At 58.4% G+C, this 16344-nt stretch carries 12 protein-coding genes; 5 read left to right on the top strand and 7 right to left on the bottom strand.

What is annotated here, in order from left to right:
* Positions 1–424: 424 nt before the first annotated feature.
* Entirely contained in the window at positions 425–1993 is a 1569-nt protein-coding gene (locus SH410x_RS28030; RefSeq protein ID WP_473672861.1) for an MraY family glycosyltransferase, read from the top strand.
* Positions 1994–2090: 97 nt separating this feature from the next.
* Here the strand turns inward: SH410x_RS28030 and pepF are convergent, their stop codons facing one another.
* The 5 genes from pepF to SH410x_RS28005 all read right to left on the bottom strand — a co-directional run bounded on the left by pepF (position 2091) and on the right by SH410x_RS28005 (position 10386).
* Complete coding sequence (gene pepF, locus SH410x_RS28025) at positions 2091–3902, bottom strand: oligoendopeptidase F (RefSeq protein ID WP_473672859.1); 1812 nt, start codon at positions 3900–3902, stop codon at positions 2091–2093.
* A gap of 652 nt (positions 3903–4554) precedes the next feature.
* Positions 4555–6060: a proprotein convertase P-domain-containing protein gene (locus SH410x_RS28020; RefSeq protein WP_473672857.1), complete on the bottom strand. Its 1506-nt coding sequence runs from the start codon at positions 6058–6060 to the stop codon at positions 4555–4557.
* Positions 6061–6064: 4 nt separating this feature from the next.
* Positions 6065–8761 (bottom strand): secretin N-terminal domain-containing protein, encoded by a 2697-nt coding sequence (locus SH410x_RS28015; protein ID WP_473672855.1) that lies wholly within the window; start codon positions 8759–8761, stop codon positions 6065–6067.
* Positions 8762–9110: 349 nt separating this feature from the next.
* Positions 9111–9887 (bottom strand): PEP-CTERM sorting domain-containing protein, encoded by a 777-nt coding sequence (locus SH410x_RS28010; protein WP_473672853.1) that lies wholly within the window; start codon positions 9885–9887, stop codon positions 9111–9113.
* A gap of 103 nt (positions 9888–9990) precedes the next feature.
* Entirely contained in the window at positions 9991–10386 is a 396-nt protein-coding gene (locus tag SH410x_RS28005; RefSeq protein ID WP_473672851.1) for a hypothetical protein, read from the bottom strand.
* 265 nt (positions 10387–10651) lie between these two features.
* On the opposite strand from SH410x_RS28005, the gene SH410x_RS28000 reads away from it, so the two are divergent.
* A complete protein-coding gene (locus SH410x_RS28000; protein WP_473672849.1) occupies positions 10652–11503 on the top strand; it encodes a hypothetical protein in 852 nt (283 codons plus the stop codon).
* 15 nt (positions 11504–11518) lie between these two features.
* Positions 11519–11965 carry an RbsD/FucU family protein gene (locus tag SH410x_RS27995; RefSeq protein WP_473672847.1) on the top strand — a complete coding sequence of 149 codons (447 nt, stop codon included), beginning with the start codon at positions 11519–11521 and terminating at the stop codon, positions 11963–11965.
* A gap of 23 nt (positions 11966–11988) precedes the next feature.
* Here SH410x_RS27995 and SH410x_RS27990 read toward each other — a convergent pair whose 3' ends face one another.
* Positions 11989–13014 (bottom strand): AEC family transporter, encoded by a 1026-nt coding sequence (locus SH410x_RS27990; protein ID WP_473677422.1) that lies wholly within the window; start codon positions 13012–13014, stop codon positions 11989–11991.
* Between the two features lie 74 nt (positions 13015–13088).
* Positions 13089–13619, bottom strand: coding sequence for a hypothetical protein (locus tag SH410x_RS27985; RefSeq protein ID WP_473672845.1), 531 nt, complete (start codon positions 13617–13619; stop codon positions 13089–13091).
* Positions 13620–14054: 435 nt separating this feature from the next.
* Here SH410x_RS27985 and SH410x_RS27980 point away from each other — a divergent pair, with 435 nt between their 5' ends.
* Positions 14055–15518: a 30S ribosomal protein S1 gene (locus SH410x_RS27980; protein ID WP_473672843.1), complete on the top strand. Its 1464-nt coding sequence runs from the start codon at positions 14055–14057 to the stop codon at positions 15516–15518.
* A 13-nt stretch (positions 15519–15531) separates the two neighbouring features.
* Positions 15532–16314 carry a TIGR00282 family metallophosphoesterase gene (locus SH410x_RS27975; RefSeq protein WP_473672841.1) on the top strand — a complete coding sequence of 261 codons (783 nt, stop codon included), beginning with the start codon at positions 15532–15534 and terminating at the stop codon, positions 16312–16314.
* The last annotated feature ends 30 nt before the right edge of the window (positions 16315–16344 follow it).

The raw sequence follows: 16344 nt of genomic DNA, 5'->3' as shown, positions 1-16344 counted from the left end.
GCCGCAAGCGTCTTCCTTGCCTTGTTTATCGCCCTTTCACATAGTTCGGTTTAGCCAAAAGCTCCGGAAATGCAGATCTCAGCCGTTGTGCCGCTCGTGGCGAGGGCGCTGATTGTTTCGCCGGGACCGATTGAGATAGCCCCTGAACGCCTGGAAAACACGCGGTGCCCCCCGGTGGGTTCCCATGAGAGGGGTGTTGAAGGGGGCTGGTTGGATGGGTGCCCGCTCGCCTGAATCCCCGTGGGTGCACCTGGATGTTCTCTAAATCTAGCGAATTTACGCTACCCCTAAGAATTTCGGGAGCTAAGTTGAATGTATGGCAGGTCATTCGTGACTAGGAATCAGGACACCCAGGTAGCCTTTGATCTCATCGACGCCCTATGTCTTTTTCCCACAACTCATAGGACATGGTTTCTCCATCGTGATGACATTCCCCATTTTGCTCGCGTTCCTCGTCGCAGCACTCGCTGCTGTGTTATTCGTCCCGATTGTGCGTGCGCTGGCCCTTCGCATTGGATTAGTCGATTGCCCTGACGCGGAGCGAAAACTGCACGGACGCCCGATCGCTTTGGCAGGCGGGTTGGCTGTCTTCATCAGCATGCTGATGGGCATTGCGTTGCCTCTCGGCGTGCGAACACATTGGAACTACGAATTTCCCGCGGACTTCGACGCACAGTCTTGGCTCGTTTTGCTGGGGGCATTGATTGCCATCCTCATCGTGGGCTTGATCGATGACAAATGGTCACTCCGAGGTCGCCAAAAGCTGTTGGCGCAGTGCTTGATTACCCTGGTTGTTGTTGGCAGCGGCACATCGCTCGATGAGATCAGTCTGTTCGGCCTGGCGATTCCATTGGGGGTCTTTGCACTTCCCTTTAGCGTGTTGTGGTTACTGGTGTGCATCAACGCGCTGAACTTGCTCGACGGTGCCGATGGGATGGCGACGACGGTCGGAATCTTTATTTCGGGTGCTCTGGCGATGATCAGTTTCTTGCATGGCAGCCCGACACTCATCACCATCACAGCGTTTGCGCTCTGCGGTTCTCTGGTAGGTTTCCTCATTTACAACCGCCCGCCCGCCTCCATCTTTCTCGGCGATGCGGGCAGTATGATGGTCGGTCTGCTCGTCGGCGTTTTAGCGATGTGGTGTCGGCACAAAGAAACGACTGCCTTCGCTGCCGCACCGCTGGCCATTTTGATTCTACCGCTGTTCGATTCCGTCGCCGCCATTACTCGTCGATGGCTGACTGGGCGGAGTCTCTACACGACCGACCGTGGTCACATGCACCATTTGCTCAACGAGAAATTTGGGCGTGTGGGAACGTTGTGGGTTGTTGCGGCGGCCTGCACGTTGAGTTCCTCGACAGCGATTGCCTCGGTGTGGTTGCAGCAGTCTTGGTTGGCCCCGGTGGGGGCCATTATCGTGCTGGCCGTATTTGTTGGCACGCGGACCTTTGGATATTCCGAATTTCGGCTCGTCACCGGGCGCGCTCGGCACCTCCTCATGTCATTCTCGCTACGACCGGACGTTTGCGAGCAACAAAAACAGGAGCGTGTTTTAAAAATCCAGGGTGACGGACAGTGGCACGACGTGTGGGAACCCTTGATTGACTTTGCTGTTCGTCAGGACCTTGCGAGCGTCAAAATTGACGTCAATATGGCGTGGTTGCATGAAAGCTACCACGCGACCTGGAGAAGCGTTCAGTTGCCCGAACCGGCGTTCCAGAGCGTCGTTCGCATCCCATTGTTTGCATCCCGCGAGTACGGTGGGCTGTCCGAGCAAATTCCGATCGGTCGTTTGGAAATCATCGCCGCATCGAATGCCGATTCCTTGAATCGACTATCCGATTTCTTAGAGCATGCCGCCGAGTTACAGGTCCAAGTCGAACACGTCGTCAAACAAATTGAAGAGATCAAACGCCTCGCGCTCGCGGACTCACTTCGCAATCACAAATCGGTCGGTGCCGGGCATGATTTAATGTCGAAAGTGTCGTGAAGCGGATCGCCCTCCCAGGAACGTGGCCTCGGCTTCTCGCCTGTGTTGCAAAAATATCACAGGCATCGAAGCCGATGCCACTACTTGTTCGGTGTCCCTAAATCAGCTCATCGAGTTGTTTGGTGAGGTCAGCGAAGTGGTCCAGGGTGGTTTTCACCGCGGCAGGTTGTGTCATGTCGACGCCGGCACCCTTGAGCAAGTCGAGTGGGTCTTGGCTGCATCCGCCACGCAAGAAGCCCAGATAGTCATCGAGCTCAGGCTGACCACCTCCCAGGACGCGGCGACTTAACGCCACCGCAGCGCTCAGCCCTGTCGCGTATTTATAGACATAAAACGCTCGATAGAAGTGTGGGATGCGGAAGCACTCCAGTTCCAACGACTCATCGATGACGAACTCGGGCCCGAAATACGCCTCGAGCAGCTCACGGTAGGCCGATCGTAGTGACGCCACCGTCAAGGGTTCTCCCGCTTCGGCCATCTCGTGCGTGCGTTTCTCAAACTCCGCAAACATCGTTTGCCGCACCACCGTGGCTCGCAACCCGTCGAGCTCATTGTTGATCAGGTACGCTCGCTCATTATCATCTTGGGCATTGTCCAACAAGTGAGCCGTCAGCAGTTGCTCATTGAACGTGCTAGCCACTTCCGCAACAAAAATCGTGTAGTTGTAGTACTGGAACGGTTGGTGCGACGCTGAATACCAGCTGTGCATCGAGTGCCCTGCTTCGTGGGCGAGTGTGAACACATCGTTGAGAACCTCCTCTTTAAAGTTCATCAGAATGAATGGGTCGCCATCGAAGGATCCGCAACTGAACGCACCGCTCTGTTTGCCTCGATTCGGATATCGGTCGGACCAACGACCGCGCAGCCCGCCTTCGAGTGTGCCGACATATTCGCTACCCAGCGGCGAGAGTGAATCGAGAATCACCTCAACGGCCTGGTCCCAATTATGGTGTTTTTTGATACCCGATAGGATCGGCACGTAGGTGTCGTAGTGATGCAGGTCGGACAAACCCATCTTTCGCCGTCGCACATCGAGGTAGTGATGTACCGCTGGCAACGAATCTCGCACAGCCGAGATCAGGTTGTCGTAAACGGTCGTGGGGACATTATCGGGAAACAGCGAGGCCTCGAGGCTGCTGGTGTAGTTACGCGCACGAGCGTAGTAAACGTCTCGCTGGATACTGCCGCTGAGCGTCGCGGCAAGTGTATTGCGGTGATCGTCAAAGACGCCGTAGTATTGATCGAAGGCGGCTTTGCGAACGTCACGGTTGGGGCTGAGCAAGAACTGACCGAACGTCGCATGGGACAGCTCGATCGTCCGGCCGCTGTCATCGGTGAGGTCCCCGAATTTCAAGTCGGCGTCGTTGAGTTGCCGAAACGCGTTGCCCGCGGCGCCGGACATCTCGCCCTGCATCGCCAACAACCGCTCTTCGCGGTCGCTCAGCGTGTGCGTTCGATAACGCACGACTCGCTCCAGCTGTAACCGGAAGGGGGCGAGTTTGGGATCGTTTAGAAACGAGTCCATTTTTTCGGTTTCGATCGCCAGCAACTCTGGGCGGACATAGCTCGCCGCTTGGGAAGCCTTGACGACGAGGTTTTGAAACCGCAGTTTGCGTGCTTGGTGATCGCTGTCACCCTGGTCCTCGCTGGTCCGCAAGAACGCATAGGTTCCCAAGCGTTCAGCGATACGGTCGATCGCCAGATCAAAGGTGAGGAACTCTAACAGCGTGTCGACGCTTTCGCCTAATCGACCCTGAAAGTCGGCAAAGCGGTCAATCTGACCAGCGATCTTGTCAAAATCAGCCTGCCATTCCGCTTCGGTTTCGTACAGACTGGCGAGATCCCAGCAATCTTCGGTGGGGACATCGCTGCGCAGCGGCAATTTTGTCGGGGCGGTGGTCGCGGTCATGTTGGCAATCCGTTGAAAGCGAGGATTCGAAGCGAAAGAGGAATCATCGTCGACAAATCCGCTCTGGCGTTCAAGTGGTCAATGCCACCACCCCGCTCCATCGCTGCTCAGTCCACCTCGCTTGCCCACCAGGTGGGGTTCGGCTGGTCGTCGGGTTGGAGCATTTGTGCGTGAGCGCGATCTCGCCGCGGTTTGCCGGGACCGGCGACTGGCGATTGATGCGATTTTGCGTTTTGAGCGTCGTATCGCGAGTCAGGTGTTGGGAATGGGACGCCAGCGGTTTGCGGAGATGTTAAGGAACGAGCGGAAGATAAGTGGCCGAACGCTCCGCGGTCGGAAGGGGCGACCGGGGAGCGTTCGACCACCATTTCAGACAGTAATTTTCCGCTCGTTCCGAACGGTTCGTCACGCATGCTACGGACCCGATCGGGATGCTCAGCGGCGATAGCATGCCGCTCAGAGGGCCTTTTGAAGGCTGTATCGCTCGTTGGGAGCGACGAGGTTGATCATCGGGCAGTGGTCATCACCTCACCGAATCAGCAGCGGTCACCGCCATGATCGAACGCAAGATGCCGCACGACGCCGCTGGCCGATCGGATGTCGATCGGGAAGTCGTCATGGCGCGCGTGTCGGTAGCGACGGAGTTCGAACTTCAGTTTTCGACTGGGCGGGCTTGCAGGCTCCATCCATGCAGCATGCCGAAGCGTTCGCTGCGCGTGCCCCGGATGACCAACTGCCAGACGCCGTGGATGGACTTGCCATTGTAGACGCTCAGGCCAGGTTGCTGTTTGAGCACCCCTTCGGGGATGTAGCTACCTTCAAAAGGCGGACGTCCTTTGGTAATGGGCTCGGACGCTTGATCGTCGAAAACGGTTCCATCAAAATTGTCGTCGTGACCGCCGACCTCGGTGAACAGTTCAATCCGCTCGCCGTCCGGTCCGGTCAAATAGGCATCGAGTTGACTGGCTTGCGTGTGGGTGATCGACAATTGCACATTCAAATCCGCGATGAGGAAATCCTCTTTGACATCGATCTCTGCGATGACCGTTTGCCCGGGAGGCAATGTTGTTGCCTCTTGGCTATCGAACACCCCACCGACGAGAGCGCGGGAACCGGCGAGCTCACTGGCCGTTAACAGCCCATCACTATTGACGTCCCAGGCAACGAACTCGGCGATTGTTTCGGGGGTTGGTTCGGGGGCAAACTCAGCCATGGAGACCTGGTTATCGCGATTCGCGTCGCGTTCATAGAACCAACCGGGCATGCCGTTGTCGATGCCGCCCGCCTCGTCCTGTAGCCCAACGACATGATTGAGCATTTCGTCTCGGCTGATTTTGCCGTCCCGGTCAATGTCAATCTGGGCCACCGGCATCCCGAGCTGAATGGACTCGGTGCGGTCGAGGTGTCCATCTCGATTTCGATCGAACCGTCCCATGATGCCCGCCGCCAGCCAATGGCTGGTGCCACTGCGCCGCCATGATCGACCATCTCGCGAATCTCGGTTGCGCTCAGGCTGCGACGGTTCAATCCCGTTGCCTGCCCGCCGAGCTTTCTGGATCAGTTCGTTGGAGTCATTCGACAGCATCCGCCGCCGAGCATAGCGTTGGGCGAGTTCGAGTCGGTTGAGCCGATCGTCTTTGTTCAGGTCATCGGCGAAAGGGTCGCGATACGCCCAATCGCCGCGGAGTGCTTCGGGGCGATCAAGCGATCCGTTGCGGTCGCGATCCAATTTCCGCAAAATCCGGTCAGCATCCTCGAGGTCGGACTCGGTATACGGGAATTTTAAATCACCGGTGCCGAACTCGGGCACCAATGGTTCGCCACGATCGACACCAAAGGAGCGGAGTTGTCCTTCGCGTTCGGGACGAATCTTTTTTCGAGAAACCCCGTTTTGCATGGCGTAGTAGACTCGCGCGGCCTCTTGCAGTTTATCGATGTCGTTGGAGCGTTCCAATGACATCCGCCGAGCCTGGGAGATCCGCTCCAAGTAGGGGCGAGCAAGAGGCGTGATCTCGTCGGGATCGATCTCGCCGTTAGCGTTGGTATCGAGTTGTTCGAGCGACTCGCGCAGGCCGGCCTGCGCGAAGGCATGCTGGCAAGAACCACCTACGAAGCCCACGACCAGGGTGGCGAGCAAGACTGTTTTTGAAATCGACATCAGACTATCGTTTTCTCCGCGAAGAACTTCTCGACGTTTCGATCAGCATGCCTTCAAGGGCTGCTTCGACCGCCAGAACGTTAGTGGGCACGATGACCTCGATGGCCTGCTCGCCGCGTGAGTCAATCAAGCTGATGAGCGATTGGACTTCTTCCAAAAGGCGTTCGGGTGCAGTCACGACCAATGAATTGCTCGCTTCGTGAACCGCCACGGTCATCGTGGGTGCGAGGTCTTTGGGCTCAGAAGCCTTCGCCATCGCCGCCAGTTTCTGTGCCTGAGCGTCTTCTTTGGAAGACCGAGAATCGCTGGCGGAACGAGCTTTGGGCGGGCCGCTGCCGTTACCCGAATCCTTCTCGTTCGAGGCCACACGGCTGCCGAAGGATTGCCGGATCACATCGGCCGCTTCGCTGGCCCTGATGTTCACCAGTTCGATGACTCGGGAGTGGCCATGAGTCAGCACATCGGCGATCCCATCCTCTTTATCAATGATCCGCAGATAGTTCTCCACCATCTCAATGTCGGCGGCCGGGCCTTGAGCGATCAAGCGATTCAGACGCGTGTCGGCGACGACCGTCATCGCTCCACTGGTCAGCGTCAGTGTGCCCTCGGAAGTCGATAGGTAACTGCCCGCCAAGAACGAAGACTGGGCCGAGAGGTAGCCGTTGACCAATGTGTCAGAGTCCGATTCCCGGGCTGATTCGCCGCCGTCGATTAGCTTGGTCAACATTCGCAAGGCGTCATCGGCTTTCATGTATTGCAAGTAAAACAGAATCGGCTTCGTCGTCACGACGTCATCCGGACCCGAGATGACGCGGACCAATTCCTCGAAACGATCCAGGGCAGCGGGGTCGCTTGAGTGCAGCAGCAAACCTCTCGGCGTGACTTGGTATTGGATCGGAGCCCTGTCAGCGGAGACCGCATAGTCGACCTCGTCTGCGTTCAGCGATGATCGTTCCAATTTGGTGAACGATTGCGTGTGTTGGTGAGATGTCGATGGTCGCAAATCAAACGGCGAGTCATCCGTGTTGGGCGAGATGATCGGGGCCGAGGGGGGACTGGGTTTGGATTGTGCCGGTATCCGCTCGGTGGGCACGACTTCGCTTGGATCGGCAGGGATTTGCGAAATCGGGTTCTCACCCTGCCACAGCCGAACCGCCGCCTGCAGGACGTGATCGGCTTGGTCGGTCCCAATTGGCAACAACCGAGTATTGCTACCTAAATGAGCGGACTCGGACGCCTCTAAATCCGCGATGATCTTTTTAATCTGTTCAATTTGAGGCCGCTTGGCGCGAACGAACAAACGGTGGTTGCCAGCGTCAGCATCGATCTTGGGCCGGTCTTCAGCGGACTTATCGTTCGTGCCAGCAGGAGGCAGATCAAGCATCTGTTCGAGCAGATTGATCGCGTAGTAGGCGTCGATATTCTTCAGCGGAATCACCTCAAAGGCCGCATCGGAGGCTTGCAGTTGCTCGACCGTCATCTCGATTTCATGCTGGGTTTTCGCATCCGCGAGGGCCACTATGCTGCCGGCCTTCTCGTCAATCGACAAACGCACAGGACGCCCCGACAGCAGGGTTTGCAACACGTCATGCACCATTTCGACATTGCCACCCTCGACCAAGTAGGACTTTAGTATCGAGTCCGCCTGCATCCTTTCCGCTTCTGGATCGGGATGATCGATCGCCTCGACCAGTCCTTCGATCACCTTGACTTTGTCTTCGACGCCCGTGACGAACAGGTTTTTACCAAGCACGTCGGACGACAAGCTCACATCGATGCCGATCATTTCGCCGGTGGCCAGTCCCAGGTGCGGGCGGGCGACTTCCAAGACGTCCTCGGCGCTGACATGTTCGAGTTGAAAACTCTTGACGACTGTCCCATTGCTCATCGCAGCGGGCTCGAACGATTCCAAGATCCGCTGCACACTCCGCAGCTTGGCCGCCGTGTCAGTGATCCATAGTTGATTTGTTTTGGCAAGCACCGAAGGAGTCGTCATCAGCTGGATCGACGATAGCTCCTCGACCGCTTCCTCAGCGTCGAATTTTCCTAAGCGAAACAGACACTTGACCACGTCTTGATCACGCAGCGAGGCAAGCTGGTCGGGCGTGACCATTTCGGCAATGGCGTCGAGCTGGGCCAAACTTCGTGGGTCGTTTAGGTTGACCACCGACAGTAGATTGCCCGATCGGACGAGCGCGAAACCTTCGGGAATCAGAAACAGGTTGATGCGATTGAGCGCCTCTTCCGGGCTGAAGGATCCCTGATCGTTGTACGTGAAGCTCCCCGGGGGCAATTCACCGAACTGCAGCGCCAGTCCCGCCTCCTCAGCGACCCACTCGATCACGTCCCGCCAAGGCGCCGCATTGAAGGAAAACCGCAGTTCCGAGGCTGGGGGTCGGACCGAGGTTGTGGGTTCCAGGGCAGGCTGTTCACTGTTGGGGACGACTGCCGGTGCCGCCGGTGAGGCCACGCTCTGAATACTGGCCTCGACCGCAGGTGCAGGGATCTCGTCGGTGGCTGCCGGGGCCGCGACCGCAGGTGCAGGAGCCTCCGCCGTCTCGGCAGCAGGTGTTTGAGCCGCCGCGGGCACTGCCGCCAGCATCAGAGCGGTCATGCCGCACAGCGGGAAAAACATAGCGGCAACGCGACCAAAATAGCCACGACAGGACACAACCATATTGGCAGTTTGGAGTGTGATCATGGGATTCAATCAAGTTCTGCGACGGCGGTGCTCATCATTCGTCGTGAATGAAGGCGTGAAACGCCGATCTGGGGTGGGGCACGCGAAAAGGCCGAAGCTTTGACACGTGGAATAAGGCAGGAGTGGTTGCGGACGGCAAAAGGCCCGCAGGAGGGGTGCCCCTCATTATAGACAAAATCTACTGCGAAGTGGAGAGATATGTCGAATTTGAGCCGGTTTTTCCTGCCAGATCGATATTTCGAGAAGGCCCGAGCAGAATCGCTCCGTCAGCGAAAACACCTCATCTGTGCCGCCATTTGCGAGCACCGATGAGGTGAAAGTGGATCTCAGTAGAGCTGGCGATCAGTGCTTAGCAAGCAGCGGCCACCCGGTTCTTGCGGCGACGATAAGCACCCGCGGCACCGACGGTCAGCATCGCAAACATTGCCAGAGTGGCGGGCTCGGGAACTGCGTTGACGACGATCGACGTGCTGCCAAGTTCGCCTCCAGCTTTCGACGCAATCAAAGCAAATGTGTACTCGCCGTTCGGGGTGGGGTCGAACGAGAAACCAGCCGGTGGCGTTGCGGTGTAACCGAGATTGAGACTGCCTGTCAGGTCTCCAAAACCGAGATTCACCGAGTCCTGGAGAGGTGCGGAATACGGGAAACCAAAGAAGCTAGTGCGGAGGTTAGCTTGTCCGAGATTCGAATCGTCGGTATCTGTCGCGGAATCGAAATCGTAAAGCAACTTGAAGTCATAGTCACCTAGATTTCCATTCGTCACATTGACGAAGTAATTGAAGTTCCAGCGAGCCAAATTAGGATTCGCGGGGCTCGCGTTGGTTGGCGATACAAAACTGCCAGAATCCACGCTGAAGGTTCCATTGCCATCATTGGTGACGGTCGTTGCGTCGTAGCGCGAAGTTGCGGTCAAGCCGAGCGTAATCGTGGTGCTACCGTCCGTGATCGTTCTAATTGCGACCGCGTTGTTTGGGATACCACTGCCACCAAAGGTGGCTGCAGGTAAAGAGCCAAACGTGTCGAACGCGGGATTGATGACGCCCGCGTTACCCACACCAGCGGACATTGCAACGCACAAACCAGCCAACAGAACCGCAGCACGGTTCAAATTAAAAATTGTCTTCATATCAAACGCCTTCCTGAAAGTCGTCAAAGTAGGGGTGGGATGACTCTTGGTTTCCGATCACGGAAACCATCCCAATAAACTGAATCGATGTGTCGATTCAGCCCTACGCAGGCTTTAGGAGGCCGTCGCAATCTGGTGACGGCGGCAGAATGGAGTTGGCCGACTCCACGCACCACTGCCATTGGGCGTCGGTTCGGAGTGTGATGCCCTGCAGGACAGCCGCCGCGGGGGCGACCGAAGAGTTCGTGGTACCAGCCAGGCCTTCAGGGAGGTCTGAGACGCCCTGCTCAACCTCGACCGGCGCCGAGGCTGGTTCCTCCGCCGGACTCATGGCCAGCATCAACGTTTCCATATCATCGGTCACATGCTCCTGCACCGCTGGAACGCCGACAATGATTCCCGCGTCGGCGCAGCGGCCAACGGCGATCATCGCGAACACAGCTAGGATCAGGAACAGACGCATGGACGAAATGTATACCTCGTTGTGACGGGAAGTCAACGGCCCTGTCCTGTAGAGGGGGCAATGGTTTTTCGGTGGTATGAGGGATATTTCCCCCTTCCGCAGTACTGAACGGTGTCCGGGGGGCGATGTACTCACCAGACTTCCTGTTTCTTTCACGTCGGCACTTTATCGAGCGTCGAGGCTGGTGGTGACGCGACTCCCCGGCCCATCTGAGCGGCGAGACGCTGGCTTCCGCCAACAAATGGATTTTGGATCAGTTATGATCGGGCGGCTCACCTTTAACTCTACTCGGGAATTCCCCATGCGAAATCGATACTTGCATCGCCGCCCTCGTATCTCACTATCGTTCAAAGTTGGATGGGCGGTGGCAATGGCGAGTCCATTCGTGCTCTGCTCATGGGCCCAGTGTCAGAACACGCCACCGAGCGGTACTGCGGGTGGCTATGGAGCCGGAGCACCGGCAAACGAGGTGACGAAGTTCCGTGGGACGCTCAAGGATGCTCGCGGGAATGTGATCGTCGTGACGCGGGAGGATGGGACGGAATGCTTAGTGCAGTTCCCTGACGACATCACGTCGCTGAGTTTCACCGCCAAGGCAGTCCCCGGGGCACTTCAGCGCGGCACACCGGTTCGCTTCGCCATGGCGATTGGTCCCAATGGGGCCGCGATCAGCCCGGTTGAGAAACTCGAGATTTTTGCCCCGCTCGGGCCTGGCATGGTCCCGCGCAGCCAAGCCTCGCGGTTCACTCCGGGCGTTCATCAAGCCGGCCGCCCATCCCGTCAAGCGGGCGCGCCGATGGGTGGCAGGGTCGATGTGGTTGGCACACTCATGATGCTCAGCCCGCAGGGAGCCATCTCTGTTCAGGCCGGTGTGACTCCGGTCAACACAATGGTTGCCCAAGATGCTGAGATTGAAGTTCATGTGAACAATCTTTCGCTGGCGCAAGCCGGGGATGAAATCGAAGTGGAGGGGTTCTACAATCCGCCCGACGAAACCAAAGTGAAGGCGAAGCGAATCACCATCACCACCGATCGAGTGATCGGCGAGACGCCCAGTCCGGTGAAACGCAACGAGCGAAAGAAACCCAGGAAGGGCGCCAAGGTGGTGCCCCCTCAGCAAGACCCGGCCGCGCCGGCCACCGAAAACCCGTAGGTTGGAACCTCATCGATGTTATTGAATCAACTCATTCACCCAGAAATTTCCGCTGTTTTGGCGGCCTCCGGCCATCACAGCACGATTCTGATTGCCGACGGCAATTATCCTGCCCTGAACAAACGCGGGCCCCACGCCCAGCTCGTTAGCATGAATTTAATGCCGGGGCTGATCACGTGCGACCAAGCTTTGAGAGCATTGCTGACAGCGATCCCGATTGAAGCGGCAATGACGATGGAGACGGAAACGGAGGGGCCCTACGCGCTCGATGGGGATCCTCCGGTGTGGGATGACTATCGCGCGTCGTTCGCCGCTGCGGGATCGACCGTCCAGCTCCAGCCACTCGAAAAGTGGGCCTTCTACGATCACGTCATCACGGCCGACCATGTGCTAACGATTCAGACCGGCGATCAGCAACGCTACGCGAACCTGTTGTTGAGTGTCGGCGTGCGAATGGACTAGCGGAGCAGCTGACGCCTCTCCGTTCACACGCCCAGCCACCACGCGCCTAGCGAGATCCAGATTGGTATCAGCACCAGACCGGCCAGCGACGTCGATAGCACGACTCGCAGGGCCGTCGCCGTGTCGCCGTGATAGAGTCTCGTCAGGACGATCGGAAAGACAGCGGACGACATCGCCGCTTGCAGTATTAAGACATGCTTCATGTCGGTTTGGGTTGCCCAGAGGCTGGCCACGCCGAGCATGATGACCGGCATTAAAAGTTGACGAAAGCCAATCGACAGCAGGATCACGGGCGTCGCCCCGGTCCACTGCGCGGCGCGCAGGAAGTCGATGATGATCGCGCCGCTGAGCAGCAGTCCCATCGGGATCGACGCACCGGCCAGTAGATGAATTGATTTCATCAGGGCGGGCGGAATCATCGTATCCCAGTGGAGCGAGCGGACCGACAATGCGATGGCGACGGCAATCAGAGGGGCGCTGGTGAGTGCGGGTAGGATTTTGCCGATCAAGCCCAGCCGCGGGAAGCTGCTTCGCAGCGGAGCCTTTTGTTCGTCAGCCGCAGCATCCGAGGTCGGCCGGCTGCCTCCCGAGATGATCGCAATGCCCACGCTCCATAGGGCGAGGTCGACGCCCACGTTGTGCAAAATCAGTTCGACCTCGGCACTCGGATAGAAAATCTGCGACAGCGGCAGCGGGATGTAGCCGTAGTTGGCAATGCCTGCACAAATCGCAAAGGCACGCTGCTGCGCATCGGTTTTCAGTCCAACCCACGGCCCGGCGGCCCGGGCGATCGACCAGGCCAGTAGCAATCCGCCGGTGGTTAAACCGAAGCCAAAGAGTGGCGGCACCCAAGCCGTCGACAAGGCATCGAGGGTTTTGTCATTGAGAATGCGGTCGAGAAAAAGCGCCGGCATCAGAACATTCGCTGTGATCTTGGCCAGCGAAAAGTCGGCTTCGCGAGACAGCCACTTCTGCGATCGGCAGAACGCGCCGATGCCAATGATCAGGAACACCCCCAGCACGCTGCCGACGATCTGTGTGAACTGCATCCAAAACGGTGCATGAGCGATATCGGCTACGGCCAATACGCAGTCTGGCCCCGATGTCATACCGTTTAGCAGCGTCATGCCAGCATGCTGTCCTGCAACAGAAGTTGCCACTCGGTCCACTGAATCTGCTGCAGAGAGGCCACTTGCTTGGTGTCCTGTGCTTGGCAGGCCGCCGCGACGGCGTCGATGAATTGATACGGGTCGCGGTACGCATCGGCGTATTTTCCTGCCAGGTCGTTCAGGACGGGATGCGTCCCGACGCGGCGAAACCAGTACGCTGCATTCGAGTAGTCGCCCTCACGACGGTGCATGATCCCGTGCCAGAAACTGCCCGCCGCCGAGGAGTCGTCTTGGCTGATCGTGTGACTGCGGTCCAAATCGCCAGCGAGCAGCCACAACCCAGACAGCGTCAGCGAGGGGAGCGGTGCGTCGCCGCCATCGCCCGTCGATACCCGCAGTGCCGTGGCTCGTTCGAGCAGGGTTGCCAATTCAGACGCCCGCGGACCGGCCGCGAGGCCCGGCATCGGAGCCTCTGTGATCGCGTCGCGAAGTTCGGTGGGCAGTCGATCGAAGGTCGGAGCGAAGAACGCGTCGATGCTGGGCATGAGAAGAAGGGGGGGAAAGGGTGAGTCGCTTGGGACCATTGACTCGATCGAGCGAGTCGGGCCCGAACCGGACCGAGCCGGGGGCTGGACGGGACAATGGCCCCGTCCCACGATCCTGGTGGATAATTTACCTCGATTCACCGAAGGCTACCGGTTGAGCGTTTGGATTGCTAGACTGCAGACTCAAGGACCCCTTGTTTTCATACCCCCGCTCCTGCTTGCCGACGCCGAATCATGTCAGTGACCGAGAATCCGGACTCCAATCCGCCTTCCGCTTCCCCCGACCCATCCGCAAACGCTGCCGAGGCACCTGTGGAAACTTCTCCGCCCAACACGGTGCCGCCGAGCGAAGCTGCTGAAAATTCCGCCATACCCCCGGAGGCTCCTGCGAAACCTCCGGAGGCTCCTGCGGCGCCCCGGAAATCCAAAACGCCGTTGCCTCGAATCGGCAGCGGTCCGCTTGCTGCGCGGGGGCTGGGCGTTGCCAAACCACAATCGCCGGCAGCCGTCTCGACCGAAGATCTCGAGAAAGCCAAACCGAAGTCAGGCGACGGAAATAAGAAAAAAGCTCCCCGACCTCGCTTGGTTGGCGAATCGGACGAGGATGTGACCAACGTCCGGAAGGTCGAGGCACCCAAGCCCGGTAAGGTCAGCGTTCCCAATATCCGACACGACTTGTCGGACGATTTGCAAGCGGAACTTGACGCATCGTTGGCCGACTCCGATCTGGAGTCGTTCTACGGAGGCACCGCCGGCCTGCCGGATCGCCGCGGATCGCTCGAGGAAGGCGCACGCGTTCAGGCAACCATCCTGAAGATTAAAGAGGACACCGTGTTCGTGTCCTTGGGTGGCCCCGACGAGGGGACCGTCCCGTTCGAACAGTTCACCGAGGCTGAACCGGCGTTGGGCAGCACCGTCGAGGTGCTCGTCCGTGGATTCAGCCGCGAAGATGGGCTGTATTCCTGCACGCTGCCGGGATCGGCAATCGAAGTCAGTGACTGGGACGATATTGACGAGGGTTCCATCGTCGAAGCACTCGTGACGGGCCACAATACCGGTGGTCTGGAGTGCCAGGTTGGCTCGATCCGGGCATTCATGCCGATCAGCCAAGTCACCGAGTACCGGGTCGAAGACCTGTCGGAATTCGTGGATCAAAAAATGGTGTGCTTGGTCAATGAAGCCAATGCACGACGCGGCAATCTCGTCATCAGCCGGCGCGCAATCCTCGAACGGGAACGTGAAGCCAAACGGGAAGAACAGCTCGAAAAGATCGAGGCGGGCGACATCCTCGAGGGGATCGTGCGAAGTGTTCGCGATTTCGGTGCGTTCGTCGATCTCGGTGGACTCGACGGTTTGATTCACGTCAGCAAATTGAGCTGGGACCGCGTCAAGCATCCGAGTGACGTGATCAAGGAAGGCCAGAAAGTGAAGGTCAAGGTCGACAAGGTCGACAAGCAAACCGGCAAGATTGGTTTGTCCTACCGCGACCTCCTCGAAAATCCTTGGGATACCGCCGAGAGCGAATTCTCTGTCGGTGCGTTGCATTCAGGCATCGTGACGAAGACTGCCGATTTCGGTTGCTTCGTCCGTTTGGCTGCGGGCGTCGAAGGGCTTGTCCACATCAGTGAACTCGCCAATCACCGAGTGTCCAAGGTCAGCAGTGTGGTGAACGCCGGTGACACGGTCGAAGTCAAAATCCTGAGTTTCGATCGCGATGCACAGAAGATTGGGCTGTCGATCAAAGCCGCCCTGGCGGCCAATGAGCCTGTCGTGACGAATGCGGAAGAGGAAGTTGACGAGCCGCCACGTGACGTCGCCATTGGTCCGCAACACAGCGGCCCGCTCAAGGGCGGCAACAATCGCGACACCGGTGGCGAACGTTTCGGACTGCGTTGGTAGGTGTTGAGCACCGGTGAGATTTTTGTTTCTAGGCGACATCGTCGGTAAACCGGGATACTCGGCGGTGCTCGATCGCGCCGTCGCGCTCAAGGAGCAGCACCAGCTCGACGCGGTCGTCGTCAATGCCGAGAACGCAGCAGATGGCGCGGGATTGATGCCGCGCCAGTATCGACGCCTGATCGAATCGGGCGTTGACGCGATCACAATGGGCGATCATCTCTATCGCCGCGCCGAGATCATTCCGGTGCTGCAGGAGAGCCAGCGGATTGTGAAGCCGGCGAACTATCCCGCCGATGCGGCGGGCCGTACCTGGGTGATTGTGCCCACGCCACACGGTCGCTTAGGTGTGATCTCCATCCTCGGTCGCGTGTTCATGCGGCCGGTGGATTGCCCCTTTACCGCCGTCGATCGGGCGTTGGAAGATATGGCCGGGCAAACCGACGCGATTCTCGTCGATGTCCATGCCGAGGCCACCGCTGATAAACAAACCATCGCTCGCTACCTCGACGGCCGGGTCACCGCCGTACTGGGAACCCATACCCACGTACCCACCGCCGACGCTCACGTGATGGCCAGCGGTACGGCGATGCAGTGCGACGTGGGCATGTGCGGTCCCTACGACAGTATCATCGGTCGCGACGTGGGACGCGTCACGAAAACCACGACGACGTTCGAACCCTGTCATTTCCACGTCGCCACCCGTGACGTGCGGCTCTGTGGCGCAATCGTGGAATCCAATGAGGACGGACTGGCGGTTTCAATCGAACGTTTTGAAGAATCGATCGGTCGCAGCTAAAATACATCGCAGCTTTTAAATCCATTCTGC

This window comes from Rhodopirellula sp. SH410, from assembly GCF_055811895.1.
Note: the sequence above shows the minus strand (reverse complement) of the source record. Positions and strands in the feature narration are given on the sequence as shown.

Excerpts from the sequence above, each read along its gene's own strand:
- SH410x_RS28020 (WP_473672857.1), bottom strand. The coding sequence starts at position 6,060 with ATGTCGATTTCAAAAACAGTCTTGCTCGCCACCCTGGTCGTGGGCTTC.
- SH410x_RS27985 (WP_473672845.1), bottom strand. The coding sequence starts at position 13,619 with ATGCCCAGCATCGACGCGTTCTTCGCTCCGACCTTCGATCGACTGCCC.
- SH410x_RS28015 (WP_473672855.1), bottom strand. The coding sequence starts at position 8,761 with ATGATCACACTCCAAACTGCCAATATGGTTGTGTCCTGTCGTGGCTAT.
- SH410x_RS27990 (WP_473677422.1), bottom strand. The coding sequence starts at position 13,014 with ATGCAGTTCACACAGATCGTCGGCAGCGTGCTGGGGGTGTTCCTGATC.
- SH410x_RS27995 (WP_473672847.1), top strand. The coding sequence starts at position 11,519 with ATGTTATTGAATCAACTCATTCACCCAGAAATTTCCGCTGTTTTGGCG.
- SH410x_RS28000 (WP_473672849.1), top strand. The coding sequence starts at position 10,652 with ATGCGAAATCGATACTTGCATCGCCGCCCTCGTATCTCACTATCGTTC.
- SH410x_RS28030 (WP_473672861.1), top strand. The coding sequence starts at position 425 with ATGACATTCCCCATTTTGCTCGCGTTCCTCGTCGCAGCACTCGCTGCT.
- SH410x_RS28010 (WP_473672853.1), bottom strand. The coding sequence starts at position 9,887 with ATGAAGACAATTTTTAATTTGAACCGTGCTGCGGTTCTGTTGGCTGGT.
- pepF (WP_473672859.1), bottom strand. The coding sequence starts at position 3,902 with ATGACCGCGACCACCGCCCCGACAAAATTGCCGCTGCGCAGCGATGTC.